Below are 25244 nucleotides of genomic sequence, written 5' to 3'. Positions count from 1 at the left end.
ACACGAGGTTGATATGACAGAGATCGTTGTTTCCAAATTTGGCGGTACCAGCGTCGCTGATTTTGACGCCATGAACCGTAGCGCGGATATCGTACTTTCCGACACCAATGTTCGTTTAGTCGTGCTTTCCGCGTCTGCCGGCATCACTAACCTGCTGGTGGCGCTGGCCGAAGGGATGGAGCCCGGCGAACGTTTCGCTACGCTCGACGCCATCCGTAAAATCCAGTTCGATATCCTTGATCGTCTGCGTCATCCGAATGTCATTCGCGAAGAGATTGAACGCCTGCTGGAAAACATCACTATTCTGGCGGAGGCGGCATCGCTGGCGACATCGGCAGCCCTGACCGATGAACTGGTCAGCCACGGCGAGCTGATGTCTACCCTGCTATTTGTTGAGATCCTGCGTGAACGCGACGTACAGGCCCACTGGTTCGACGTGCGCAAAGTGATGCGTACCAGCGATCGCTTTGGCCGTGCGGAACCGGACGTCGCAGCGCTTGCGGAACTGGCCGCGCAGCAGTTGCTCCCGCGCCTGAGCGAAACGTTGGTCATTACTCAGGGTTTTATCGGCAGTGAAAGCAAAGGCCGCACCACGACATTAGGCCGCGGCGGCAGCGACTATACGGCAGCGTTGCTGGCTGAAGCGCTCCACGCCGCGCGGGTTGATATCTGGACAGATGTGCCCGGTATTTACACCACCGACCCGCGCGTAGTGCCTGTCGCGCAGCGAATTGATGAAATCGACTTTGAAGAAGCGGCGGAGATGGCAACCTTCGGCGCAAAAGTACTGCATCCAGCCACCTTACTCCCGGCCGTGCGTAGCGATATCCCGGTCTTCGTTGGCTCCAGTAAAGATCCGCAAGCGGGCGGTACGCTGGTGTGCAATAAAACCCAAAACCCGCCGCTGTTCCGCGCGCTGGCGCTGCGCCGCAATCAAACGCTATTGACGCTGCACAGCCTGAATATGCTGCACTCGCGAGGTTTCCTGGCAGAGGTGTTCGGCATTCTGGCGCGGCATAATATTTCGGTAGATCTGATTACCACTTCGGAGGTGAGCGTCGCGCTGACGCTGGATACTACCGGCTCCACCTCCACGGGCGATACGTTACTGACCCAATCCTTATTGATGGAGCTTTCCGCGCTGTGTCGGGTCGAAGTTGAAGAAGGACTGGCGCTGGTCGCGCTGATTGGCAACAACCTGTCAAAAGCCTGCGGTGTTGGTAAAGAAGTGTTTGGCGTCCTGGAACCGTTCAACATTCGCATGATTTGTTACGGCGCCTCCAGCCACAATCTGTGCTTCCTCGTGCCGGGAGACGATGCCGAGAAAGTGGTGCAAAAGCTACATCAGAACTTATTTGAATAATCGCCCTGACACGGCAGCGGGTGAGCGCTATCAGGCAATACGCTGCCGGATGGCGACGCAGGCGCCTTATCCGGCCTGTCGCTGCTCCCGGCGTATAGCGCTTGTCGCTATACGCCATACCCGATATCGCTTACAGCATACGCCGCTGGTGCTGTTTTTCCGTGTGGACCCGCTTAACGATTTTATAGATCCACTGCAGTGTCAAATTGTACTTTTTGGCCAGCTCCGCATAATTACGCCCATCGCACTCGCTGTAAATCTGATAATCCCGTTCCGAAGCCCGACCAGAGATACCTTTGGGAAAATAAATGCTTTGCCCGCCCCAGTTGCGCATCATTCTGTCAGCAATTGCCTGACCGGCATTTTCGGCTGACGCGCTATCAATATTCATGCTTTCAATAAGTACCTGCGACGCATGAAACGCCAGATCGTTAATAATCTCCGGAAGCCGAACCATTTCTTTTGATTTCTGAATCATATTTTATCTCCATATCCAGCACCATGCTCCCCGTGACGGCACCAAAAAGGGAAGCGTAAAAAACGGTGCAATAACTACCTATCAATACATTCAAAATATATATAAATATTTACTATCAACGGCATTTAATTATAAATTAAAAGAATGTTCAGTTTGCATAGCAAATGAAGTATTATAAAAAACCATCTTATAGTATTTTTACCAATTGATACGTGAACCTCCTACGATAATAACATTTATTTAACAAGTTAGCTTTCTTCATTGGAGGAAGAAAAAATCAAACTCTTACATTGCTTATTATTTTCCATATCTAAAAAAGGAAGTGGATTACGGGAATACTGGCGGCATGAGATTATTCGCAGGAATGAATTTTCATTATGTCGATTACTTATGCAGGCCAATAACAATCGCCGACGTAATTTTTTATTTTAGTGGCGTCTGGCAAATGAGATGTATATCTATGGTTCAAAAAAACAGAAAAAAACTGGATTATGGATTAATCGCAAACTAAATTCCAAATTTGGAATTGATATAGAGCTGGGAGCAGTAATCGGCTATGGTTTGGATATTCCGCATCACATGGGGATCGTCATCACGAAAAAGGCTCGTATCGGTTGTAATTTATCGCTTAAGCAAAATACAACAGTAGGGAACAAGCAAGGTTTAAAAGAAGATGATTTCATTATTATTGGCAATAATGTAGATATAGGAGCCAACACCTGCATTATAGGCTCTATTACTATCGGTGATAATGTTACTATTGGAGCAATGTCATTTGTAAATAAGAGCATTCCAGCAAATAGCATATATATTACAAAAAAAACATCAGAAGTAATCCCAGTAATAAATCACAAAAAATGGGATTAATCTAAATCTTAAGATTGCAATATTTTATAGACTTTTCTCGTCAGGTTAATAGACTAAAAATAAAACATTTCTTTTGTGAATGATTGTTAAGTTCATTCTCTGACCTGATGTCTACATCACTATTCTGATAGAGCGTTTAGTAAGGCCCGGTAGCGTAAACGCTATCGGGCATCGTTCTCGTAACATCACTGCAGTCTGTCCAACTCCGGGATACCTGCCTCCCGGTTGCCTGAGAAGATGGATAAAAATACTGCGGACCTCGCGCTTTAAACACTGAAGTGTTTAATCCAATTCAGCAACATAAAAACCACCAGAAACAAAAAGGGGAAATAAGATCACTCCCATCCCAACTCTTATTTTATATCTCCCCATGGAAATATAAAAGACAAAACAATCATCAAAACATTTATCAACTTACATTACATATATTAATAACATTATAAACAAATTAATTACATTCACATCTTGAATGTAATTAAACTTCAATAACCATATGAACACTAATTTTGTTGCAATATAAAGCACATTAAATATAGTGGAACATGGCTAAAAACACCTAATATTCACCGGGGAATATAATGATTATTGTTTCTGTGCTCAGACAAAGCAAAGACTTCACCACAAAACATGCTCAATGGTTACATAAGCAGCTCAAAGGTTATGATTCTGTTTGTTTAACAGATGCGCTAAAGATAAAAGGGGTAAATACAGCGCCTCTTTTGTATGATTGGCCAGGATGGTGGGCAAAACTAGAACTTTTCAATCCACTGCATCCTGTTCTTGGTAATGAGGATATTCTCTATATTGATATAGATAGCGTTGTTGTGGGAGATATTACTCCTCTGACAACTATGAAAAAAATAACATTACTTAATGACTTTTCTCAGCATGGTGCTTCAGTTGCGCCAGCAACAGGTATTATGTTTATTCCTGCACCCGCAAAAAAAAATGTGTGGGATGAATTTATGAAAAATCCTGAAAAGGAAATCAATGCCATAAGAACCCCGCCCTATCATGGCGATCAAGGATTTATCGGCAGAATATGTCAAGATGCTGAAAGATGGCAAAACATCTTACCCGGAAGAATTATTAGTTACAAAGCTAATATAGCAACACCAAAAATGATTGGTTTTAACCCTGAACTATACGATGGGACAGGTAATGGAAAATTACCTGACGGAGTAAGCATAGTCTGTTTTCATGGTTCCCCTCGCCCCTGGAACACAGCATTGCCTTGGGTGCCTTATTTTAGTTTAAAAAACACAATCCAAAGCAAAGTGAAACAATATAAGTTATCACTGCGTTAAAGCTTCCTTCTCTTCAATGCCGGCGCTTTTCTTTGCGCCACCAGAACCTCTATATGTTTCTAATACGGTAGCGTAAGCGCCATCGGGCGATGCGTTGCCGGATGGCGACGCAGGCGCGTCATCCGGCGGTTCCCGCGCCAGGCGCTGCCGGCGGAATACTGCTCAGGAATCCGCAACACCCTACTCGTCCCATCAACATGGGCAGCTTTCCCCTATTTATGCACTCCTCATTTTGAACCTCGTCACAAAACCACACGAAACAACACAAAGCAAAAACACAAATTAATCATTATATTTTAGTGAGTTACATTTGAAAATTGATATCATTTGGTATAAAACCACCTTTTCATTGTTGCTTTATTTTGTTTTAGTTGGAATTATGATTGCACTACAACACAGATAACCCCCTTTACCCTATTTGAGGCCGCTATGAAAAAAATTGCGATTATTGGAAGCAGTGGAGGCAACCTCTACAACCTGGGTGGCGCCGAGCCAGAGAAGTTACTCCAGGAAATTTATCAGCAGTGTGAGGCTGCGGGCGTGAATGTGGCCGCCGTACAGTTTATCGCGGCAGAAGCCTCGATGGACGTCGCCAAACCGGATACCTCGGCATCGGTTTATGCATTAACCACAGAAAACCAACAAAAACCACAGCGCATATTTCAGGGCAAACTTTCGGAGGTAAACACCTCGGTAGTAGAAAGCGATCGCCAAATCGCTGAGATGATCCGCCGCGGTGAGATCGATGGGATCGTGGTAATGAGCGCTGATCCGGTAAAGGCGAACCAGGCCGTTTTTGCCGCCGCCGTTGAGATGAAAACACCGATTGTCGGCACCGGGGGAACCTCCATGGCGCTGGTGGCGGCAAAGGGGGCGAATGTGGTCGCGACCTCCGGAACAACTGGCACCACCAGCCGTACCCGCGCCGTCTCCTTCGTGGCGTCGCTGTGTAACCATTGGGGTATCAAGTACAAACCACAGTTGGGTAGCGCTTCGCCCTCGCAGAGCGGTTCCGGAAAAAGCCTGCTCAAACGTTTTAACATTCGTAGCATCATGATCCCTGCTCTACCAGGCTTTATCGCCATGGCGATTGTACTCGCCCTGAGCCACATACCAGGACTGGAAAAACTTAACGATATCTTTGAAATCTTATTAAAAGGTCTGCCAGTGTTAGTCGCGGTACTGGCGGCAAAACAGATTTCCGAACTGGATGAAGTTTCAATTGTGGCCGGGGTCGTCGCTGGCGTGCTTTCCGTAGAGGGCGGACTGATCGGCGGCATTATCGGCGGTGTAATGGCGGGGATTTTCGTCCGTTGGCTGTTCGAGCTGTGCCTGAACTGGCGCTTCCCAATGACTACCGTCAACATCGTCGCCGGTGGGATATCGGGCCTTGCCGCTGGGTTAGTCATGCACTATCTGCTGAGTCCGCTGGCGCTATCTGCGGGTAATTACATCAAACTGGCTATCGAAAGCACGCTGGCATTCAGCCCAATTCTTGCCGGGCTGCTGGCTGGTCTGGTTATCTGGCCTGCCATTCTCGGCGGCGTCTATCACGCGGTGATCCTGCCGTTGGTGCTGCTGGAGATGGAAAAATCCGGCGTCAGCTTCCTCGGCGCGGTCGATATGGTCGGTCTGGTGATGGTGGCCGCAGGTATTAACCTTGCCAATGTGATCGCCCCGCGTGAAAAAAGCGAAGCTGCCGTTGCTACGCCGGGCCTGCTCATTAACCTGGGTTTTGGCACCTTTGTTGAATCCGCCTATCCCTTCATGTTCGCCAACAAAATTGTTTTTGGCTCCGCCATTTTTTGGGCCGGGATGGGCGGCATGATGCTGGGCTTTTTTAACGTCAAAGGCGTGGCCTATGTTCCGGCTTTCGCCTCACCGTTCTTATCCAGCAATGCGCTACAGATGGCCATCGTAATGATTGCCACAATGGCGATGACCTGCCTTACCACCATTATTGCTAACCGTTTCAAACCTGTCGTACAGAGCGAATCAACAACGACAGCCGTTAATTAATGCACCAACACCAGAGGTACACCATGTTTAAAGGCGATATGAATAAAAAACGCGCCAAAGCGTTACAGAAAGTGAAAGAAGCCATCACGCTTCACGGTGGGCAAACCATCCTCAGCACAGGAATAACCGGCGACGATGCGCGCCTGGCGAAAGCCGTGTGTGAGGCTGGCGTTAAGCTTCTGGAGCCGAACCACCCCGCGTTGGCGCTGGCGCGTGGACACAAAGGCGTGAGCAACATGCACGCGGCGGAGCAGATTCGTCACGAAATCACCAATAGCCAGATGGCTGAGGCCGTACACGGTGTTCGTAATGTGGTCCCGGACGATATTTTTATCACCGTTGGTATCGCCGGCGGTTTTACCGAAACCTTACCGGTGCCGCTCAGCGAAACGGAAATTCTGGAGATTGTCCGCGCTGGAGCCGATGGTTTACATACGCATAAATCCGACTGGGACGATCTGCAGGACATCGTTAATCTCGCCCATCAATATGGTCTGACCGTCGATGCCTACATTGGCCATCCTGACGATCTGCATACTTTCGGTATTCCTGCACGCACGCCGGAAGAGGTCGCCAGCGTGGCGAAGCGGATGCAGGATATCGGTGTGGATATGATTGGTCTGATGACCGGCATGAGCTATGAAGGCGTAGCGGCAGGCGATATCCCGCAGATGATTAAAGATCGCCTGCGGGCGTTGGTCGGCGCGGTGGATGTTCCGACGCTGGCGGAAGGCGGGATTAACCTCGCCAACGCGAAAGCGTTTAAAGATACCGGAGTCAATATTCTGGTGGTCGGTACGGCTATCGACAACATGGTGTGCAACGCCGCCAAAGAAGCCGTTACGCCGTTTATTGTTCATTGATATCAGGGAACGAGAGATGTTGTTAATCACCGATCTGGATGGAACATTACTCACCTCGCAGAAAACAATCAGCCCGCGCACGCGTCAGGCGCTGATTGCGTTCCGCCAGGACGGTGGTCTACTGGCGGCATGTTCCGCCAGACCGGTCTCCTCAATGGTACGCCTGCTACGCCAACAACAGGTTGATAGGTTGTTTAGCTGGTGCGCCGGTTTTAACTGCGGACACCTTCTGGAGATGGCGGGACAGCGCATTATTCATGCTGCCCCTCTGACCGCCACAGACCTGTGGAATATTGACCAGCATATTTCTCTTTCCCGCTATCACCACCATTTTTTTAGTGCCGAAGCAATTCACCATCGTGACGATAGACTGATTGCGCACTGGACAACATATGAGGCTCGCTTATTTGGATTACCGCTTATAACTGAAACTGCAGAAAATATCTTTAATCGTCGCAACATATATAAAATTACCCTTGTTGCCGCATCTCCGGAGATAGATAATCTGTGTACAGAAGTGAATAATCACCTGCCTTGTGGATATTATGCGGTTGTCACGGGAGAGAATTATATTGATATTCAAAGATCCGATATAAATAAAGGGTGCATAATAGAACAATTAATTCATTATTTAAATATATCTTCTGACAAGGTGGTCGCGATTGGCGATCAGCAGAATGATGTCAGCATGTTTGCCGCCGCCGGAATCAGCATCGCAATGGGCAACGCGCCGGATGCAGTAAAGCGGCAGGCCGGCTATGTGACTGCCACGAATGATGAGGAGGGTATCGTCCATGCGTTGGAGTGGTTGCGTTGCCTTACGCATCCAGTTACCATGCGCCAAAGGTTGACGGCGGCGAAAGATAATGAATCCAATTAAAAGACGAAAACATATTCTTGATGAATTAAACAAATTCGGTGAAGTCACCGTTATTAAATTATCGGAAATGCTCAACGTCACCTCAGAAACCATTCGTCGCGATCTCTCCTTACTGGAATCTGAAGGCAAAATCACTAAGATTCATGGGGGCGCAGTCAAAAAGCAAGTTGTCCAGGAGGATGCGTTTAGCGCAAGAATAGAGGCGCATCGCGAAGAGAAAATAGCGATTGGCAAACTTGCCGCCGAAATGGTCAGTGAACGGGATACATTGTTTATTGATTCCTGTACAACTAACCTTATTCTGGCCGAGCAATTACCGCCTCTCGCTTTTTCCGTGATTACCAATTCAGCCCTGATTGCCGATAAAATTAAAGAGCATAACCTGCAGGCCCGCGTGTATGTATTAGGCGGCGAATATGATTACCATTTTCGCGCCAACCTCGGCGTCTCGGTGTGTCAGCAGATTAACGCAATTCACGCGGATATCTGTTTTATTGGCGCTGGCGGCATTTCTCCCCAGCATGGCGTGTTGGTGAAGAGCTTTGAAGAAGCCTACGTTGCCAAAGCCATGATTGCGATGAGCAAAAAATCAGTGATTCTCGCTGACCATACCAAATTTGGTCAGGACGGTGTGATGTGCATCGCAAGCGTAAAAGAAATCGATAACATCATCACGGATAAAGGATTTACGTCAACGGGTTATACGCCACAGGATTTCGCTGGAAAGCTGCGGATTGCTGACTGAGCGCTATCCGCCCGTTGCGTATTGCCGTAGACTAAATGCATCGGCTAACTGAGGGCACCCGTATGGCACTCCCCCGCATTACCCAAAAAGAGATGACCGAGCGCGAACAGCGCGAACTGAAAACGTTGCTGGACCGCGCCCGTATTGCGCACGGTCGTCCGCTGACCAATTCTGAGACCAACAGCGTAAAAAAGGAGTACATCGATAAGCTGATGGCGCTGCGTGAGGCTGAAGCGAAAAAAGCCCGCCAGTTGAAGAAAAAGCAGGCGTATAAACCCGATACGGAAGCGTCATTCTCCTGGTCGGCGAATACGCCGACGCGCGGCAGACGTTAACGTCCTTTCTTCTTTCGTCCCGGCGAGGTAAAGCGCTTACCGCTTGATGTCGGGCGTGCTTTCTCATTGCTTTTTTCGATCGCCACGACCGGTCGCTTAATACCCGTGGTCTTCGGCTTCGCTTTGGCCTTTGGTTTGGCTTCGGAAGAGGAACGCTCAATCAACTTAAACAGATCGATCAGCTCATCGTCCGTCAGATCGCGCCACTCGCCCAGCGGAATCCCGCTCAGGCTGACGTTCATAATGCGCGTACGCTCCAGTTTCGTCACTTCATAACCAAAGTATTCACACATACGACGGATCTGACGGTTTAATCCCTGCACCAGGGTGATGCGAAAGACAAACGGCGCCTCTTTTTTCACCTTACATTTTTTGGTGACGGTACCCAGAATCGGCACGCCAGCGCCCATACCGCGAATAAACTCGTCGGTAATCGGTTTATCCACCGTCACCAGATACTCTTTTTCGTGATCGTTACCGGCACGCAGAATCTTATTGACCAGATCGCCGTGGTTAGTCAGAAATATCAGCCCCTGCGAGTCTTTATCCAGACGACCAATCGGGAAGATACGTTTGCTGTGGTTCACAAAATCGACAATATTGTCGCGTTCGCCGTCTTCAGTGGTACTGACAATGCCAACCGGTTTATTCAGCGCAATCAGCACTAAATCATCCGCTTCTCGCGGCTCAATCAACCGACCATTTACTTTAACAACATCCCCGGCGACCACCTGATCGCCAATGGCGGCGCGTTTGCCGTTGATAAAAACATTGCCCTGTTCGATAAAACGGTCCGCCTCGCGACGCGAACAGATGCCGCTTTCACTGATATATTTATTAAGCCGGGTAGATGTGTCGGTCAGCATATTTACTCTCTGAGAAATTTTTCTACATAAACGTCGGGAATGTGACTTACCACATCAAATCGTCAGGAACTTTAAAATCGGCATACGGATCATCTTCGTCCTGCTCTTCCTGACTCAGCGCACTGTTTACGACAATACTGTCCGCATCTCGTTGTGCGATTTTATCGGCGACGCTCGCGGGAATAATCGCATATTCACATTCACCGCTGTTATTGATAACCAGACGCGCAATCGCGAGACGCCCATTAATCAGTTGCGTCTGAGTGAGCTTATCCACGTCTATTTTTTTGATGACGTTATTATCGGTGAAGTTAAAACCAATATCGCCTTTAGATACATTGATTCTATTCATTTCAATAAGTTGCTTAACCTGAGCTTTAAACTCTTTCGCTAAAACCGCTTGTTTTTGCTGTTCACTGAGTTGTTTATCACGCTCAAGTTGCGCCTTTTTATTTTCTTCCACCGCTTCTCTGGCCTCACGAGCCTGAACGCGTGATTTTTTAGCCGTGCGCTGGACTTTGGCCATTTTTTTGCTGGTCACTAATCCCGCTTGTAGCAGTTGCTCTTGTAAGGTCAGTTTTGCCATTTTCGTCTCTAAACGTGTTAAATAATTTTGCGGATTATACCTGTAATTTTTCAGGCGATACCAGATGGCAGATCTGGCCTGTCGTCACTTTTAGCGACCGCGCTTTGCCTGTGACACGCGTAACATCATGAGCCATATCAGTAAGACATTAAATGGATAATGGTAGCATTATTACGTTTTGACATTTCCTGATGAGGTGGAGAAGTAATGGAACTGCTTTTATTAAGTAACTCGACGCTGCCGGGTAAAGCCTGGCTGGAACACGCTCTGCCGCTGATAGCGAATCAGTTGAACGGTCGACGCTCAGCCGTGTTTATTCCGTTTGCCGGCGTCACGCAAACATGGGACGAGTACACGGATAAAACCGCAGAGGTGCTTGCGCCATTAGGGGTAAACGTCACAGGGATTCATCGTGTCGCCGATCCGCTTGCGGCGATTGAGAAAGCGGAAATCATTATTGTCGGCGGCGGAAATACCTTCCAGCTACTGAAAGAATCGCGTGAACGCGGGCTGCTGGCACCGATGGCGGACAGGGTAAAACGCGGCGCGCTGTATATCGGCTGGAGCGCGGGCGCCAACCTTGCCTGCCCGACTATCCGCACGACCAACGATATGCCGATCGTCGATCCAAACGGTTTCGACGCGCTGGATCTGTTCCCGCTGCAAATTAATCCTCACTTCACTAACGCCTTGCCGGAAGGTCATAAGGGCGAGACCCGCGAGCAGCGTATTCGCGAACTGCTGGTGGTCGCGCCGGAACTGGCAGTGATTGGTTTGCCGGAAGGTAACTGGATTCAGGTGAGCAACGGCCAGGCGGTTCTCGGCGGCCCGAATACCACCTGGGTGTTTAAAGCGGGCGAGGAGGCCGTGGCGCTGGAAGCGGGTCATCGCTTTTAATCTCTGGCCACATTGAATGCCGAATGACGGGCCTACACGCATGTTCTCCGTAGGCCGGAAGACGTTTACACCGCCATCCGGCATTTCACTTAATACTCGCCCCGTTCCTCGTCCTGATCCGGCTGTTCCAGTACGCTATAGGCGACCGAACAGAACAGTGAGTTAAGACGCTTCATATCGCCCAGCAGCCCTAAATGGAGCGAGCTGGTTTCAATACTTTGCACGTTCTGCTGGTGCAGGCGGTCGACATGCGCATGTGAGTATCGGCGATTAAGTATACGGAAGCGATGTTTACTGCGGCGCAACCGACGGGCGCTGGTGACATCGCCGGAGAAAAAGACCGACATCGCCAGTTGCAGATTACTGAGCAGTTGATCGTAAAGCGCATCCAGCTCTTTCAATCCTTCTTCTGAAAATGCCCGACGCGCCGCCAGCGACTTGTCGGCAATCTCACTGCCCATTCGCTCGATAATATCCGACGCCTGTTCGAGGTTCAGGGCCATCTCAATAATCTCCGCCCACCGGCGGGACTCCTCCGCCGCCAGCTCGTCTTTCGGCATTCGCGCCAGATAAAGCTTAATCGCGGTGTAGAGCACGTTAACGTCATCCGCCAGCTTGCGCAGCGCTTTCTCTTCACGCGGTTCGCCGTGCATGACCTTTTTTAGCCCTTCCATCATCTGTTCCATCGCATCGCCAATGCGCAACACCTCACGGGCAGCATTAGCCAGCGCCAGCGTTGGCGTATCCAGCGCGCTGACATCCAGATGTTTCGGCTTCAGATGGGTATCTAGTTCAGGCTCATCACGAATAATTCGTTTACAAAAACGCGCCATCAGCTCGGCAAATGGCACCATCGCCAGGCAGCGCACCAGGTTATAGAAAACGTGGAAATAGATCACCAGCTCTGATTTCGGTAGCGGTAGCTCATCCATCAGATTCGCCAGCGGATGGACAAACGGCAGGATGACCAGGCTGCCGATCAATTTGAACAATAGGCTGCCGAGCGCTACGCGACGCGCGGCAGCATTGGCGGCGCTGTTATTGAGCATCGCCAGCAGCCCCGATCCCAGATTGGCGCCGATGACCAGGCACAACGCCACCGGGAACGATATAATCCCCGCCGCCGTCAGGGTCGCCGTCAGCAACACCGCCGCCAGGCTGGAATAACTGATAATAGCGAACATCGCGCCAATCAGCGCATCCAGCATAATGTCGCCCGTCAGCGACGCGAAAATGACCTGCACGCCATTAGCCTGAGTGATCGGCGTCACTGCCTGCACAATCAGCTCCAGCGCCAGTAGAATCAGGCCAAGCCCGATACCGACGCGCCCCAGCTGCCCGGCGCGGGACTGCTTACGTCCTAAAAAGAAAATCACGCCGATAAAAATCAGCAGCGGCGACAGCCACGACAAATCAAAGGTGAGAATACGCGCCATTAGCGCAGTACCCACATCAGCGCCCAGCACAATCACCAGAGCTGGCGTCAGGGCGACAAGATCCTGGGCGACAAACGACGTTACCAATAAAGTGGTGGCGTTACTGCTTTGTACCAGCGCGGTAACACCGATACCCGCACAAAAGGCGAGCGGTTTCTTTTCCACGCTGCGGCTGAGGACAGTACGTAGACGCGCGCCAAACACGCGCATTACGCCAGTACGAACGATATGTGTTCCCCATACCAACAGCGCAACGGCAGAAAGTAGATGGAGCAAAGTTAACACGGCGTCAGGTTCTCCTTATCGTTATACGTTTTCCTGAAGCTCACTTGCGATAAATTGCCTGATGGCGCACAGCGTTAAGGCCTGCTGGCGTTGCACGCCACCGGGCTTACCATACGTAATACGGTATGCTGGATAAGGCGTTTACGCCGCCATCCGGCAAATTCAGCGTAGAGCCTTCCTTCAGTATAAGGGTTTAATTGTAAGAAAGAGACAAGGCACCCAATGAGTGCCTTGTATGTTGTAAGGAAAAGTGACGATTTTATGAATCAGTCCGCATCGTAACCCAGGTTCGGCGCCAGCCATCGCTCAACGTCCTCAACGCTCATTCCTTTACGAAAAGCATAATCTGTCACCTGATCGCGTTGGATCTGCGCTACCGCGAAGTATTTGCTCTCAGGATGGCTGAAGTACCAGCCGGAGACCGACGCGCCAGGCCACATGGCGAAAGATTCGGTGAGCTTCATCCCGGTGTGTTTTTCGACATCCAGTAGCTGCCAGATAGTGCCTTTTTCGGTATGTTCCGGGCAGGCAGGATAACCCGGCGCCGGGCGAATCCCCTGGTAGTTTTCGCGGATTAATTCGTCGTTACTCAGGCTCTCGTTCGGCGCATATCCCCAGTAAACCTTACGTACACGCTCATGCAGATATTCCGCGAACGCTTCCGCCAGACGGTCGGCAATCGCTTTCACCATGATCTTGTTATAGTCGTCGTGTTGCGCTTCGTAAGCATCAGCCAGGGCGTCTTCTTCAAGACCGCCGGTGACTGCAAACGCGCCGATGTAGTCCGCTTTGCCGCTCAGTTTCGGCGCAACAAAGTCAGACAAGCAGTAGTTGGCAAAACCGACTTTCTCGGTCTGCTGGCGCAGGTGGTGGCTGACCGTCAGAACATGAGTACGGGTTTCGTCGCGATAGATTTCGATGTCATCGCCGATGCGGTTCGCCGGGAACAGGCCCACCACGCCACGCGGATTCAACAGTTTCTCGGCGCTCAGTTTATCCAGCATATCATTGGCGTCTTTAAACAAACGCTGCGCCTCTTCACCCACCACTTCATCTTCGAGGATACGCGGATACTTCCCTGCCAGCGACCAGGTCATAAAGAACGGCGTCCAGTCGATGTAGTTGCGCAGAGTTTCGATGCTGGCTTCCACCTCCTGCACGCCCAGACGGTGGGCTACCGGCGGGGTGTAGCGTTCCCAATCGAATGCCAGATCGTTATCGCGCGCCGCTTCCAGCGTGACCGGCGGCGTGCGCGGTTTTTTGCGGGCGTGCTGAATACGCACGGTTTCGTACTCTTTGCGGGTACGGGCGACAAAGTCATCACGCTGGGTGTCGGAGAGTAGCGCCGCCACCACGCCCACGGTACGCGAAGCATTCTGCACGTAGACCGTCGGACCGCTGTAGTTCTGCTCGATTTTCACCGCCGTATGCGCTTTCGAAGTGGTTGCGCCGCCGATCAGTAGCGGGATAGTAAAGCCCTGACGCTCCATCTCTTTCGCCACGTTGACCATTTCGTCCAGCGACGGGGTAATCAGCCCGGAAAGACCAATCAGATCGGCATTCACTTCACGCGCCGTTCTGAGGATTTTCTCCGCTGGCACCATCACGCCGAGATCGACGATTTCGTAGTTGTTGCATTGCAGCACCACGCCGACAATGTTCTTGCCAATGTCGTGCACATCGCCCTTCACGGTGGCAATCACCATCTTGCCGTTGCTGGAGCCTTTTTCTTTGCTGGCTTCAATAAACGGCTCCAGGTAGGCCACCGCTTGTTTCATCACGCGAGCGGATTTCACCACCTGCGGCAGGAACATTTTCCCTTCGCCGAACAGGTCGCCGACCACGTTCATGCCGTCCATCAGCGGGCCTTCGATCACCTCAATCGGGCGGGCGGCCTGCTGGCGGGCTTCTTCGGTATCCTGTTCGATAAATTCGGTAATGCCTTTCACCAGCGAGTATTCGAGACGCTTTTTCACGTCCCAGCTACGCCATTCCGCCTGCTGGGCGTTGGCAGCCTCGTCGGTTTTACTGCCGCGATATTTCTCCGCCAGTTCCAGCAAACGCTCGGTGCCGTCATCGCGACGGTTAAGAATGACATCTTCAACCGCATCGCGCAGCTCGGCGGGCAGATCGTCATAAATCGCCAGTTGCCCGGCGTTGACGATGCCCATGTCCATGCCGTTGCGGATGGCGTAGTAGAGGAATACCGCGTGGATAGCCTCACGTACCGGGTCGTTGCCGCGGAACGAGAAGGACACGTTAGACACGCCGCCGGAGATCAGCGCGTGCGGCAGCTCGCGTTTGATGTCTTCACAAGCGCCGATAAAGTCCTGCGCGTAGTTGTTGTGCTCTTCAATACCGGTCGCCACGGCGAAAATGTTCGGGTCGAAGATAATATCTTCCGGCGGGAAGCCCACCTCTTCGGTGAGAATTTTGTAGGCTCGGCGGCAAATTTCGATTTTACGCTCGCGGGTATCGGCCTGCCCCTGCTCATCAAAAGCCATCACCACCACTGCGGCGCCATAGCGACGTAGCAACTTCGCATGATGGATAAAGGCTTCCACGCCCTCTTTCATCGAAATAGAGTTGACGATGCCTTTACCCTGAATGCACTTCAGCCCTTTTTCGATAACCTCCCATTTGGAGGAGTCAATCATGATTGGTACACGGGCAATGTCCGGCTCACCGGCAATCAGGCTGAGGAAACGCACCATCGCCGCTTCGGCGTCGAGCATCCCCTCATCCATATTGATATCAATAATCTGCGCGCCGCTTTCTACCTGCTGACGGGCGACATCCAGCGCTTCGCTGTATTTCTCTTCTTTGATCAAGCGCTTAAATTTGGCCGAGCCGGTGACGTTAGTACGTTCGCCGACGTTGACAAACAGGCTATCGTCGCCGATATTCAGCGGCTCCAGGCCGGAAAGGCGGCAGGCCACCGGGATATCCGGCAGCTGGCGCGGCGGCAAACCGGCAACGGCGCGGCTCATCGCCGCAATATGCTCCGGCGTGGTGCCGCAGCAGCCGCCAACAATATTCAGGAAGCCCGCTTCCGCCCATTCGCGAATCTGTTTCGCCATGGTGTCGGCGTCGAGGTCGTACTCGCCGAAAGCGTTCGGCAGGCCGGCGTTCGGGTGCGCGGTGACGTAGCATTCGGCAATCCGCGACAGTTCCTGGACGTACTGGCGCAGCTCATCAGGCCCCAGCGCGCAGTTAAGGCCAAAAGTGAGCGCCTCGGCGTGGCGCAGCGAGTTATAAAAGGCTTCGGTCGTCTGGCCGGAAAGCGTACGGCCAGAGGCGTCGGTGATGGTGCCGGAAATCATGATCGGCAGATCAACGCCCAGCGCTTCAAACTCTTCTTTCACCGCAAACACCGCCGCTTTGGCGTTGAGGGTGTCGAAGACGGTTTCAATCAGGATCAGGTCCGCCCCGCCTTCCACCAGCGCTTTGGTGGATTCACGGTAGGCCGCCACCAGCTGATCGAAGGTGATATTACGAAACGCCGGGTCGTTGACGTCCGGCGAAATGGAGGCCGTGCGGTTGGTTGGGCCGAGCACACCCGCGACGTAGCGCGGTTTGTTCGGCGTACGCACCGTCCATTCATCGGCGCAGGCGCGCGCCAGTTTGGCCGCCGCATAGTTAATTTCCGCCGACAGGGATTCCATCCGGTAATCCGCCATCGCAATGGTTGTCGAGTTAAAGGTGTTGGTTTCGATGATATCCGCGCCCGCCTCAAAGTAGGCGTTGTGGATAGCGGCGATCACCTCCGGCTTGCTGAGGACCAGCAGGTCATTGTTGCCTTTCAGGTCGCAGGGCCAGTCGGCAAAGCGCTCCCCGCGGAAATCTTCTTCATGTAGACGATAGCTCTGGATCATGGTGCCCATACCGCCGTCCAGCACCAGAATACGTTCATTTAACTGCGCACGCAGTTGTTCAACTTTGCTGCTCACACTCGCTCCCGACAACGCTCCACGTAACGAGCCATACTGGCACAAAGCGTGCTGGCGGAAAAGAGAACAACGGGCAACATGAGACATGTTCAGCTTGCCACCCACTTCTGTCGCTTTGCCGGATGGCGACGCAAGCGCCTTATCCAGTCTACAAATTACTTTGGCGGCTCCCAAAGCGTAGGCCTGATAAGCGCAGCGCCATCGGGCATCCTGTGATGTCACTCATCCGATCAGTTCAGGAACTCTTGCATTATAATTGAATAAAACGAAAATGATTTCCACGATACAGAAAAAGGAGTCTGCCATGGTTGCCCCTGTTCCCGCGAAACGCGGGAGAAAACCTGCCGCTACCACTGCACCCGTAACCGGGCAGGTTCAGTCATTAACCCGTGGTCTGAAGCTGCTGGAGTGGATTGCCGAGTCCAACGGCAGCGTCGCGCTGACCGAACTGGCGCAACAGGCGGGTTTGCCTAATTCCACGACTCACCGTCTACTCACCACCATGCAGCAGCAGGGTTTTGTCCGCCAGGTTGGTGAGCTGGGCCACTGGGCCGTAGGCGCACACGCGTTTATCGTCGGCAGCAGCTTCTTACAGAGCCGTAATCTGCTGGCGATTGTCCATCCGATTTTGCGCAAGCTGATGGAGGATTCCGGCGAAACGGTAAACCTTGCCGTACTCGACCAGAGCGACCATCAGGCCATTATTATCGACCAGGTGCAGTGCACACAATTGATGCGCATGTCCGCCCCTATTGGCGGCAAGCTGCCCATGCACGCCTCTGGCGCGGGCAAGGCGTTTTTATCACAGCTCAGTGAGGAACAGGTTACCAGTCTGCTGCACCGCAAGGGGTTGCACGCTTATACCCATGCGACGCTGGTGTCGCCGTTGCATCTGAAAGATGACCTCGCCCAAACACGCAAGCGCGGCTATTCCTTTGACGACGAAGAACATGCGCTCGGTCTGCGCTGCGTGGCCTCGTGTATTTATGACGAACACCGCGAACCGTTTGCGGCCCTCTCTATTTCCGGCCCCTGCTCACGCATTACCGACGATCGCGTCACCGAACTTGGCGCCATGGTGATTAAAGCGGCGAAAGAGGTGACGCTGGCCTATGGTGGAACTCGCTGAAATGAGCAGCCTGAAATTATACTGGCAGGAGAAGTACCCACAGGCCTTCTGTTGGTCTTTCGGTGATTCGCCGGCGCTGGCCGACGAGCTGGCGGCGCTAGTGGTCGCCGGTAAAAAGCGTGGCACCTGTAGCTCGCTGGTTAGCTATCAGAAAGAGCAACCCCCTGTCACGCCCGGGTCATATCACATTGTGCTCAACGGCACAGGCGACGCCGTGTGCGTCATACGCACGCTGGCGCTCAGGCTGATCCGTTTTAACGAGATGAGCGCCGATCTCGCCGCACTGGAAGGCGAAGGCGATCTTAGCCTGGCGTACTGGCAAGCGGCACACCGGGCCTTTTTTGAGCGCGAGGGTAATTGGTCGCCGGAGATGGAACTGGTTTACGAAGAGTTCGCCGTACTTGAGATCGCGCCGTAACGCACGCTAAAGCGCTGGCGACGTCGATAGGCATACACATCTTCTACATGCCCTTCTTTAATACGCGTCTGTAGCGCGCGCCAGTAATCGGCGCGAAACAGGTCGGCATGCATCTCTTCAAACAATGGCCCGATACGCGGATCGGCACACAGCCAGTGGCGAAACTCCTCCGGGAAAACATCACCCGGCGAGACGCTATACCAGGGTTCGCTGGCCAGTTCGTCTTCCGGATAACGCGCTGGCGGAATATCGCGGAAATTCACTTCCGTCATGTAGCAAATTTCATCGTAGTCGTAGAACACCACGCGGCCATGACGGGTAACGCCAAAGTTTTTAAACAACATATCGCCGGGGAAAATATTAGCGGCGGCAAGCTGGCGAATCGCATTACCATATTCTTCTATCGCATCGCGCAACTGCTGGCCTTCTACCTGTTCCAGCCAGATATTGAGCGGCACCATGCGACGTTCAATATAGAGATGGCGAATGACGATATGTTCCCCAAGATCGGTAATCTTCTCTGGCACTTCTTGCCGTAACAGCGCCATCAGCGCCGGATCGATTTGCCGTTTATCCAGTACGAAATTCTCAAACTCCTGGGTATCCGCCATACGACCGACGCGATCATGCTCTTTTACCAGTTGATAACAGGCACGCACATGGGCGGCAGACATCTCTTTCTGCGGGGCGAATTTGTCTTTAATGATTTTAAATACCCGGTCGAAACCTGGCAGGGTAAACACCAGCATCACCATGCCGCGGATACCAGGCGCCTCAATGAATTTCTCATCACTTTCAGCCAGATAACATAAATATTCGCGGTAGCTTTCGGTTTTCGCATGTTTCTGGCAGCCAATCGCCATATACAGTTCGGCAGTGGTTTTACCCGGCAGGATTTCACGCAACCACTCAACCAGCGCGGCAGGCAGCGGCGCATACACCATAAAATAAGAGCGGGCAAAACCAAACACAATGCTCGCTTCTGCCGTGGTGGTCAGGCAGGTATCGACAAATAGTTCACCCTCATCAGTGCGATGAATCGGCAATAAAAACGGCAGCGTACCGTCAGGTGTGGTTAATTTACCTACCAGCCAGGCCGCTTTATTACGGTAAAACAACTCGTTCGCCACCTGGACATGGCAGCGAGGTAGCGCGTCCTCGCCCAGTGTTTCAGTCAGGTGCGCGATAATATAGCGGATATCCCGGCTTTTATTCTGCCAGGGCAGACGCAGCGGTAAGTCACTGAGTATGCGCATCAACAGCAGCTCCCAACCGTGATCGGGAAAGAAGTCTTTGGCCAGCGGGCGCGGGATAGTACGGAAGCGACGCTCCGGTTGCGAACTGAAAATAAACAACCGCTCGGGTGTTAACGAGCGGTGGTCAAATAACCGGCAATAAACGGAGTTGAAAAAGCTCTCCGCAATCTCGAAGCGCGGGTAATCCGGCAACAGCCGGGTGTAATGCTCTTTAACGCGTAAAAGGAAATCCGCGTCGGTACTTTTGCCATCGGTAATACAGCGCAGTTGCTCCACCACCAGACCCACATGATGATCATAGAGGTGGATACGGCTTTTCATCGCCTGCTGGACGGCGTGCCAGTCGGCCTGTTCAAAACGCTGCTGCGCGCCGGAAGTCACTTCCAGAAATCGACCATACTGCGCGTCAAAGCCTTGCAGGATGGTTTGAGCAATCAGTAATTCCAGGCCACGCGGCATTTTTTCCCCTCATCCGGCACCACGTCCTGCCGGATGGCGCGTTCGCTTATCCGGCCTACGCTATCTGTAGGCCCGGTAAGCGCAGCGCCACCGGGCATCAATCAAAACTGCGATTCTTCGGTGGAACCCGTTAACGCGGTAACGGATGACGCGCCACCCTGAATAATGGTGGTGACTTTGTCGAAGTAACCAGTGCCCACTTCCTGCTGGTGGGAAACAAAGGTGTAGCCGTCTTTCGCCGCGGCGAACTCGGGTTGTTGAACCTTCTCAACATAGTGTTTCATGCCCTCGCCCTGAGCGTATGCATGCGCCAGGTCAAACATGTTGAACCACATGCTGTGGATGCCCGCCAGGGTAATAAACTGGTATTTGTAACCCATGTCCGACAACTGCTGCTGGAAGCTGGCAATGGTCTTGTCGTCCAGATTCTTCTGCCAGTTGAAGGATGGTGAACAGTTATAGGCCAGCAGTTTGCCCGGATACTTCGCGTGGATAGCATCGGCAAAACGACGCGCCAGTTCGAGATCCGGCGTAGAGGTTTCGCACCACACCAGATCGGCATACGGGGCATACGCCAGACCGCGGCTGATCGCCTGCTCAATGCCCGCATGGGTGCGGTAGAAACCTTCGCTGGTGCGTTCGCCGGTAATAAAACTGCTGTCATAGGGATCGCAGTCGGAGGTGATCAGATCTGCCGCATCCGCATCGGTACGCGCAATCACCAGCGTCGGGACGCCCATCACATCAGCGGCCAGACGCGCAGCAACCAGTTTCTGAATCGCCTCCTGCGTGGGGACCAGCACCTTGCCGCCCATATGGCCGCATTTCTTCACCGACGCCAGCTGATCTTCGAAGTGAACGGCCGCTGCACCGGCTTCAATCATCGATTTCATCAGTTCGAAGGCATTCAGAACGCCGCCAAAACCGGCTTCCGCATCAGCAACGATCGGCAGGAAGTAATCCACATAGCGCGGATCGTTGGGTTCAATACCGGATGCCCACTGGATCTGATCTGCACGACGGAAAGTGTTGTTGATCCGATCCACTACCGCCGGAACAGAGTTTGCCGGGTACAACGATTGATCCGGATACATGCTGGATGCCAGGTTGGCATCTGCCGCCACCTGCCAGCCTGAAAGATAAATCGCCTCAATACCAGCTTTCGCCTGCTGCAACGCCTGACCGCCGGTCAGCGCGCCAAGGCTGTTGATATAGCCTTTTTTCGCTTCACCGTGCAACAGCCGCCACATTTTCGCGGCGCCGAGCTGCGCCAGCGTGCACTCCGGGTTAACCGAGCCGCGTAATTTCACCACCTCCTCCGCGCTGTACGGGCGGGTGATGCCTTCCCAGCGCGGTTGTGTCCACTCTTTCTGTAATTCTTCGATTTGTTGAGTACGGGTTTTCATGTGCAGATGCTCCATATTGTTATGTGGTGAATTAAGCCAGTAAGCGATAGCCCGGCAGGGTGAGGAAGTCGATTAAGTCATCTGAGGTGGTGATTTGCTCCATCAGACGTGCGGCATCGTCGAAGCGCCCGCTGCTGTAGCGGTGCTCGCCCAGCTCGTCCTGGATTACCCGCATCTCTTCCGCCAACATTTCGCGGAAAAGCGCTTTCGTTACGGGTTTTCCATTGCTCAGTGTTTTCTCATGGTGAATCCACTGCCAGATAGAGGTTCGTGAGATTTCCGCCGTCGCGGCATCCTCCATCAGACCGTAAATCGGTACACAGCCATTGCCGGAGATCCACGCTTCAATGTACTGCACTGCCACGCGAATATTGGCGCGCATTCCCGCTTCTGTGCGTTCGCCTTCACATGGCTCCAGTAACTGTTCAGCGGTAATCGGCGCATCTTCATCACGGGTAATGAACAGCTGATTTTTGTGCTCGCCCAGTACCTCGTTAAAGACGGCCATTGCGGTATCCGCCAACCCGGGATGCGCAATCCACGTGCCGTCGTGGCCGTTGTTCGCTTCCAGCGCTTTATCCGCTTTCACTTTGGCAAGGACCTGATTGTTGCGTTCAACGTCTTTGCTCGGGATAAACGCCGCCATACCGCCCATCGCGAACGCGCCGCGCTTGTGACAGGTTTTGATCAGCAGGCGCGAGTAGGCGCTCAGAAACGGTTTGTCCATCGTTACCACCTGCCTGTCCGGCAGGACGCGATCCGGGTGATTTTTCAACGTTTTGATATAGCTGAAAATATAATCCCAGCGACCACAGTTGAGACCGACGATATGATCACGCAGCGCATGAAGAATCTCATCCATCTGGAAAACAGCCGGCAGCGTTTCAATCAACAGGGTCGCTTTGATCGTACCGCGCGGCAGGTTAAAGCGGTCTTCGGCGTAGCTGAAAACTTCACTCCACCAGGCTGCTTCCTGCCAGGCTTGCGTTTTCGGCAGGTAAAAATACGGGCCGCTACCTTTAGCGAGCAGCGCTTTATAGTTGTGGAAAAAGTACAGAGCAAAATCAAACAGGCTGCCGGGAATGGCTTCCCCCCGCCAGGTAACATGTTTTTCTGGCAGATGTAGACCGCGTACACGACAAATCAATACGGCCGGATCGGGCTTGAGCTGATAGATTTTTCCGGCTTCGTTGGTATAGCTAATGGTGCCGTTCACCGCATCACGCAGGTTGATTTGACCATCAATAACTTTATTCCAGTCCGGCGCCAGCGAGTCTTCAAAATCCGCCATAAACACTTTCACGTTTGCGTTCAGGGCATTAATCACCATTTTACGTTCAACCGGCCCGGTAATTTCTACTCGGCGATCCTGTAAATCCGCCGGAATACCACGAATCTGCCAATTACTTTCTCTAATGGAAGTGGTTTCCGAAATAAAATCAGGCAACTTACCGTTATCAATATCCTGCTGTTGCTGGATACGTGCAGCCAGGAGTTTATTGCGTTTTGGCGTAAAACGGGTGACTAACTCCGTCAAAAACTCGACTGCTTCAGCGGTCAGGACTTGCTTTTCCAGCTCGCCTTGCGGCCTGGTAAAGGTTAATTCATCAGTTGTGGTTGCCTGTGGATTCATCATGCAGCTCCTCGTTGTTGATCCAGATACATCCCCAATGCGAACGAAGGATCACTGTGCGCTTTTCGTTCAACACAACTAAGACTACTCAATTAAATTTCAAAATCAAAAACAATTTCCATTTTTAATTTAATTATGCATTAACCTATTGATAACAATATAAATTAAATTTAATTACATGATGAGGTGCGTTTCGGAAATAAAAAAGGCACCCGAAGGTGCCTGATTCAACATGCTGAAACGCTTTAGGATCGTCAGAAGCAGAAGATTAATCCAGGGTTGGATTCATGTGACGCAGATCATATGGCGTAATCTGGTAGACATAATAGTTGAGCCAGTTAGTAAACAGTAAATTACCGTGGCTGCGCCAGGTTGCGCGCGGTATGTTTTGCGGATCGTTTTTTGGGAAATAGTTGTACGGAACCTCCGGATTTAACCCGGCCTCAACGTCACGAAAATATTCACCCGCTAACGTATGAGCGTCATATTCAGGATGACCGGTGACAAACGCAATACGTTTATCTTTGCTGGCAAACAGGTACGCATCCCCTTCTTCTGTTTCGGCCAGAATTTCAAGATCCGTATAATCCCGTATCAGCGCCGCCGGGAAATCGGCATAGCGTGAGTGTGGCGCAAGAAACGAATCATCAAAACCACGCGTCAACAGAGCATGAGGATGGAGGATGTGATGTTCATAGACGCCGGAAAGTTTATCTGTACGGGTCTGCTTAGGGATACCATACAGAATATTGAGTGCAGCCTGGACGGCCCAACAGACAAATAGCGTCGAAGTAACGTGATCTTTCGCCCATTCCAGCACCTGCCTAATCTGCGGCCAGTAAGCCACGTCATTAAACTCCACCAGACCCAGCGGCGCTCCGGTCACGATAAGCCCATCAAAGTTCTGATCGCAGATATCGTCGAAGTTACAGTAAAAGTTGTTCAGATGCTCGGCTGGCGTGTTCCTCGACTCGCGGGCATCTATCCGCAGTAGTTGAATATCGACCTGCAATGGCGAGTTCGATAGCAAACGCAGAAACTGATTTTCCGTTTCAATCTTCTTCGGCATCAGGTTAAGGATAAGTACCTTTAGCGGGCGAATTTCCTGACCTGATGCGCGAGAAGTCGTCATGACGAAGACATTCTCCTCACGTAAAAAATTGACGGCGGGTAGCTCGTCCAGCACGCGAATCGGCATAACCTGATAACCTCACGACATACGTTTAAACGTTTAGACATCCAGATAGCTGAAGATACTCAGAAATCAGGCGAATGTCGAGTCTGCAAGTTCAAGGTGAGAAAGTTTCACGACAGCATTTGCATTAGAATAGAAGTAAGCAAAAAAGGAGTGAAGATGATGATTAACATTCGCCGTTCAAGGCATGAGGAAGGGGAAAAACTGATTGCGATCTGGCGTCGCTCAGTCGATGCTACGCACGATTTTCTGTCAAACGCTTATCGGGCCGAACTGGAAGAACTGGTGAGCGATTTTCTGCCAGAAGCGCCACTATGGGTTGCCGTGACCGATCAGGATGAGCCGGTAGGATTTATGCTGCTTACCGGCGAACATATGGATGCGCTGTTTGTCGATCCGGACGTGCGTGGTCAGGGTATCGGTAAGATGCTGGTTGAACATGCGTTAACACTGGCACCAAGGTTGACAACCAATGTTAACGAGCAGAATACACAAGCTGTTGGATTTTATAAGAAAATGGGATTTAAGGTGACGGGACGTTCGGAGGTCGACGATCTTGGGAAACCGTATCCATTGTTGAATTTAATTTATCCGTGAGTAGCGGCGCTGTCTGATAAGTGCATGTAGCTACCGTCTTGAACGTCAAGCGGTAGCTACATAATTTTCATCCCACGGAAGCCGCGTTTTCAACACGCCGAAGCATAAATGTACCAGTTTGCGCATCACAGCTCCCAGCGCGGCTTGCTTCGCCTTGCCCTTTGCGACCAGCCTTTCATAGATAGCCTTCGCCTGTTTGTTCCAGCGGCTCGCGGTCAGCGCTGCAACGTACAGCTTAGCCCGCACTCCTGACGGTCCTGTTTTTGACATATGT

Annotated in this window: 22 protein-coding genes and 2 pseudogenes; 13 read left to right on the top strand and 11 right to left on the bottom strand. The window is 51.8% G+C overall.

Going from position 1 to position 25244, the window contains the following annotated elements; genetic code table 11:
- Nucleotides 1-13 precede the first annotated feature (13 nt).
- Nucleotides 14-1363 carry a lysine-sensitive aspartokinase 3 gene (gene lysC / locus J4613_RS06200; RefSeq protein ID WP_000136400.1) on the top strand — a complete coding sequence of 450 codons (1350 nt, stop codon included), beginning with the start codon at nucleotides 14-16 and terminating at the stop codon, nucleotides 1361-1363.
- Nucleotides 1364-1493: 130 nt separating this feature from the next.
- On the opposite strand, the gene J4613_RS06195 is transcribed toward lysC, so the two are convergent.
- Nucleotides 1494-1841, bottom strand: a complete 348-nt coding sequence (locus J4613_RS06195; protein WP_000615248.1) for a Mor transcription activator family protein — start codon at nucleotides 1839-1841, stop codon at nucleotides 1494-1496.
- A 322-nt stretch (nucleotides 1842-2163) separates the two neighbouring features.
- Here J4613_RS06195 and J4613_RS22595 point away from each other — a divergent pair.
- The 8 genes and pseudogenes from J4613_RS22595 to J4613_RS06160 all read left to right on the top strand — a co-directional run.
- Nucleotides 2164-2390: pseudogene (locus J4613_RS22595) on the top strand (hypothetical protein); the annotation flags it as partial.
- A 30-nt stretch (nucleotides 2391-2420) separates the two neighbouring features.
- Entirely contained in the window at nucleotides 2421-2708 is a 288-nt protein-coding gene (locus tag J4613_RS06190) for a DapH/DapD/GlmU-related protein (RefSeq protein ID WP_001675416.1), read from the top strand.
- A gap of 578 nt (nucleotides 2709-3286) precedes the next feature.
- Nucleotides 3287-4015, top strand: coding sequence for a hypothetical protein (locus J4613_RS06185; protein ID WP_000587744.1), 729 nt, complete (start codon nucleotides 3287-3289; stop codon nucleotides 4013-4015).
- 429 nt (nucleotides 4016-4444) lie between these two features.
- Nucleotides 4445-6034 carry a PTS sugar transporter gene (locus tag J4613_RS06180; RefSeq protein ID WP_198871437.1) on the top strand — a complete coding sequence of 530 codons (1590 nt, stop codon included), beginning with the start codon at nucleotides 4445-4447 and terminating at the stop codon, nucleotides 6032-6034.
- Nucleotides 6035-6057: 23 nt separating this feature from the next.
- Nucleotides 6058-6897 (top strand): hypothetical protein, encoded by an 840-nt coding sequence (locus J4613_RS06175; RefSeq protein WP_001621518.1) that lies wholly within the window; start codon nucleotides 6058-6060, stop codon nucleotides 6895-6897.
- A gap of 16 nt (nucleotides 6898-6913) precedes the next feature.
- The gene (locus tag J4613_RS06170) at nucleotides 6914-7777 is read left to right on the top strand and encodes a Cof-type HAD-IIB family hydrolase (protein WP_000924640.1); all 864 of its coding nucleotides are present in this window, start codon (nucleotides 6914-6916) and stop codon (nucleotides 7775-7777) included.
- Entirely contained in the window at nucleotides 7764-8522 is a 759-nt protein-coding gene (locus J4613_RS06165) for a DeoR/GlpR family DNA-binding transcription regulator (protein WP_001068171.1), read from the top strand. The genes J4613_RS06170 and J4613_RS06165 overlap by 14 nt, the downstream gene beginning before the upstream one ends.
- A gap of 62 nt (nucleotides 8523-8584) precedes the next feature.
- A complete protein-coding gene (locus tag J4613_RS06160) occupies nucleotides 8585-8857 on the top strand; it encodes a DUF3811 domain-containing protein (protein WP_001207628.1) in 273 nt (90 codons plus the stop codon).
- Here the strand turns inward: J4613_RS06160 and rluF are convergent.
- The 3 genes from rluF to J4613_RS06145 are packed head-to-tail and all read right to left on the bottom strand — an operon-like array spanning nucleotide 8854 to nucleotide 10445.
- A complete protein-coding gene (rluF, locus tag J4613_RS06155) occupies nucleotides 8854-9723 on the bottom strand; it encodes a 23S rRNA pseudouridine(2604) synthase RluF (protein WP_000954619.1) in 870 nt (289 codons plus the stop codon). The two genes, J4613_RS06160 and rluF, sit on opposite strands and share 4 nt — an antisense overlap.
- Nucleotides 9724-9769: 46 nt before the next feature.
- Nucleotides 9770-10309 (bottom strand): DUF2058 domain-containing protein, encoded by a 540-nt coding sequence (locus J4613_RS06150; RefSeq protein WP_001096724.1) that lies wholly within the window; start codon nucleotides 10307-10309, stop codon nucleotides 9770-9772.
- A 34-nt stretch (nucleotides 10310-10343) separates the two neighbouring features.
- A complete protein-coding gene (locus J4613_RS06145) occupies nucleotides 10344-10445 on the bottom strand; it encodes a hypothetical protein (protein WP_001541281.1) in 102 nt (33 codons plus the stop codon).
- Nucleotides 10446-10516: 71 nt separating this feature from the next.
- Here J4613_RS06145 and pepE point away from each other — a divergent pair, with 71 nt between their 5' ends.
- Nucleotides 10517-11206, top strand: coding sequence for a dipeptidase PepE (pepE, locus tag J4613_RS06140; RefSeq protein ID WP_000421791.1), 690 nt, complete (start codon nucleotides 10517-10519; stop codon nucleotides 11204-11206).
- A gap of 89 nt (nucleotides 11207-11295) precedes the next feature.
- Here the strand turns inward: pepE and J4613_RS06135 are convergent, their stop codons facing one another.
- Together J4613_RS06135 and metH are read right to left on the bottom strand one after the other, a co-directional pair.
- A complete protein-coding gene (locus J4613_RS06135) occupies nucleotides 11296-12927 on the bottom strand; it encodes a Na/Pi cotransporter family protein (RefSeq protein WP_023237622.1) in 1632 nt (543 codons plus the stop codon).
- A 266-nt stretch (nucleotides 12928-13193) separates the two neighbouring features.
- Nucleotides 13194-16877 (bottom strand): methionine synthase, encoded by a 3684-nt coding sequence (metH, locus tag J4613_RS06130; RefSeq protein ID WP_080083378.1) that lies wholly within the window; start codon nucleotides 16875-16877, stop codon nucleotides 13194-13196.
- 304 nt (nucleotides 16878-17181) lie between these two features.
- Here metH and iclR point away from each other — a divergent pair, with 304 nt between their 5' ends.
- Nucleotides 17182-18006 carry a glyoxylate bypass operon transcriptional repressor IclR gene (gene iclR / locus J4613_RS06125; RefSeq protein ID WP_000226434.1) on the top strand — a complete coding sequence of 275 codons (825 nt, stop codon included), beginning with the start codon at nucleotides 17182-17184 and terminating at the stop codon, nucleotides 18004-18006.
- Between the two features lie 10 nt (nucleotides 18007-18016).
- Nucleotides 18017-18424, top strand: a complete 408-nt coding sequence (locus tag J4613_RS06120; RefSeq protein ID WP_010989091.1) for an ASCH domain-containing protein — start codon at nucleotides 18017-18019, stop codon at nucleotides 18422-18424.
- Here J4613_RS06120 and aceK read toward each other — a convergent pair.
- The 4 genes from aceK to metA form a co-directional block, all read right to left on the bottom strand.
- Nucleotides 18388-20139 (bottom strand): bifunctional isocitrate dehydrogenase kinase/phosphatase, encoded by a 1752-nt coding sequence (gene aceK / locus J4613_RS06115; protein WP_001137259.1) that lies wholly within the window; start codon nucleotides 20137-20139, stop codon nucleotides 18388-18390. The genes J4613_RS06120 and aceK overlap by 37 nt on opposite strands.
- A gap of 101 nt (nucleotides 20140-20240) precedes the next feature.
- A complete protein-coding gene (gene aceA, locus J4613_RS06110) occupies nucleotides 20241-21545 on the bottom strand; it encodes an isocitrate lyase (protein ID WP_000857884.1) in 1305 nt (434 codons plus the stop codon).
- A gap of 31 nt (nucleotides 21546-21576) precedes the next feature.
- Nucleotides 21577-23178 (bottom strand): malate synthase A, encoded by a 1602-nt coding sequence (gene aceB, locus J4613_RS06105; RefSeq protein WP_001069371.1) that lies wholly within the window; start codon nucleotides 23176-23178, stop codon nucleotides 21577-21579.
- A gap of 268 nt (nucleotides 23179-23446) precedes the next feature.
- On the bottom strand, nucleotides 23447-24376 hold the full coding sequence (gene metA, locus J4613_RS06100; RefSeq protein ID WP_001122767.1) for a homoserine O-succinyltransferase: 930 nt from the start codon (nucleotides 24374-24376) through the stop codon (nucleotides 23447-23449).
- Nucleotides 24377-24532: 156 nt separating this feature from the next.
- On the opposite strand from metA, the gene J4613_RS06095 reads away from it, so the two are divergent.
- Nucleotides 24533-24970: an acetyltransferase gene (locus J4613_RS06095; protein WP_000973246.1), complete on the top strand. Its 438-nt coding sequence runs from the start codon at nucleotides 24533-24535 to the stop codon at nucleotides 24968-24970.
- 45 nt (nucleotides 24971-25015) lie between these two features.
- Here J4613_RS06095 and J4613_RS06090 read toward each other — a convergent pair.
- Nucleotides 25016-25244 (bottom strand): annotated as a pseudogene (locus J4613_RS06090) (IS110 family transposase); the annotation flags it as partial.

The sequence above is a fragment of the Salmonella sp. 32020114201800008SM genome (assembly GCF_017572025.1).
GTDB classification, from domain to species: Bacteria; Pseudomonadota; Gammaproteobacteria; order Enterobacterales; family Enterobacteriaceae; genus Salmonella; species Salmonella enterica.
Note: the sequence above shows the minus strand (reverse complement) of the source record. Positions and strands in the feature narration are given on the sequence as shown.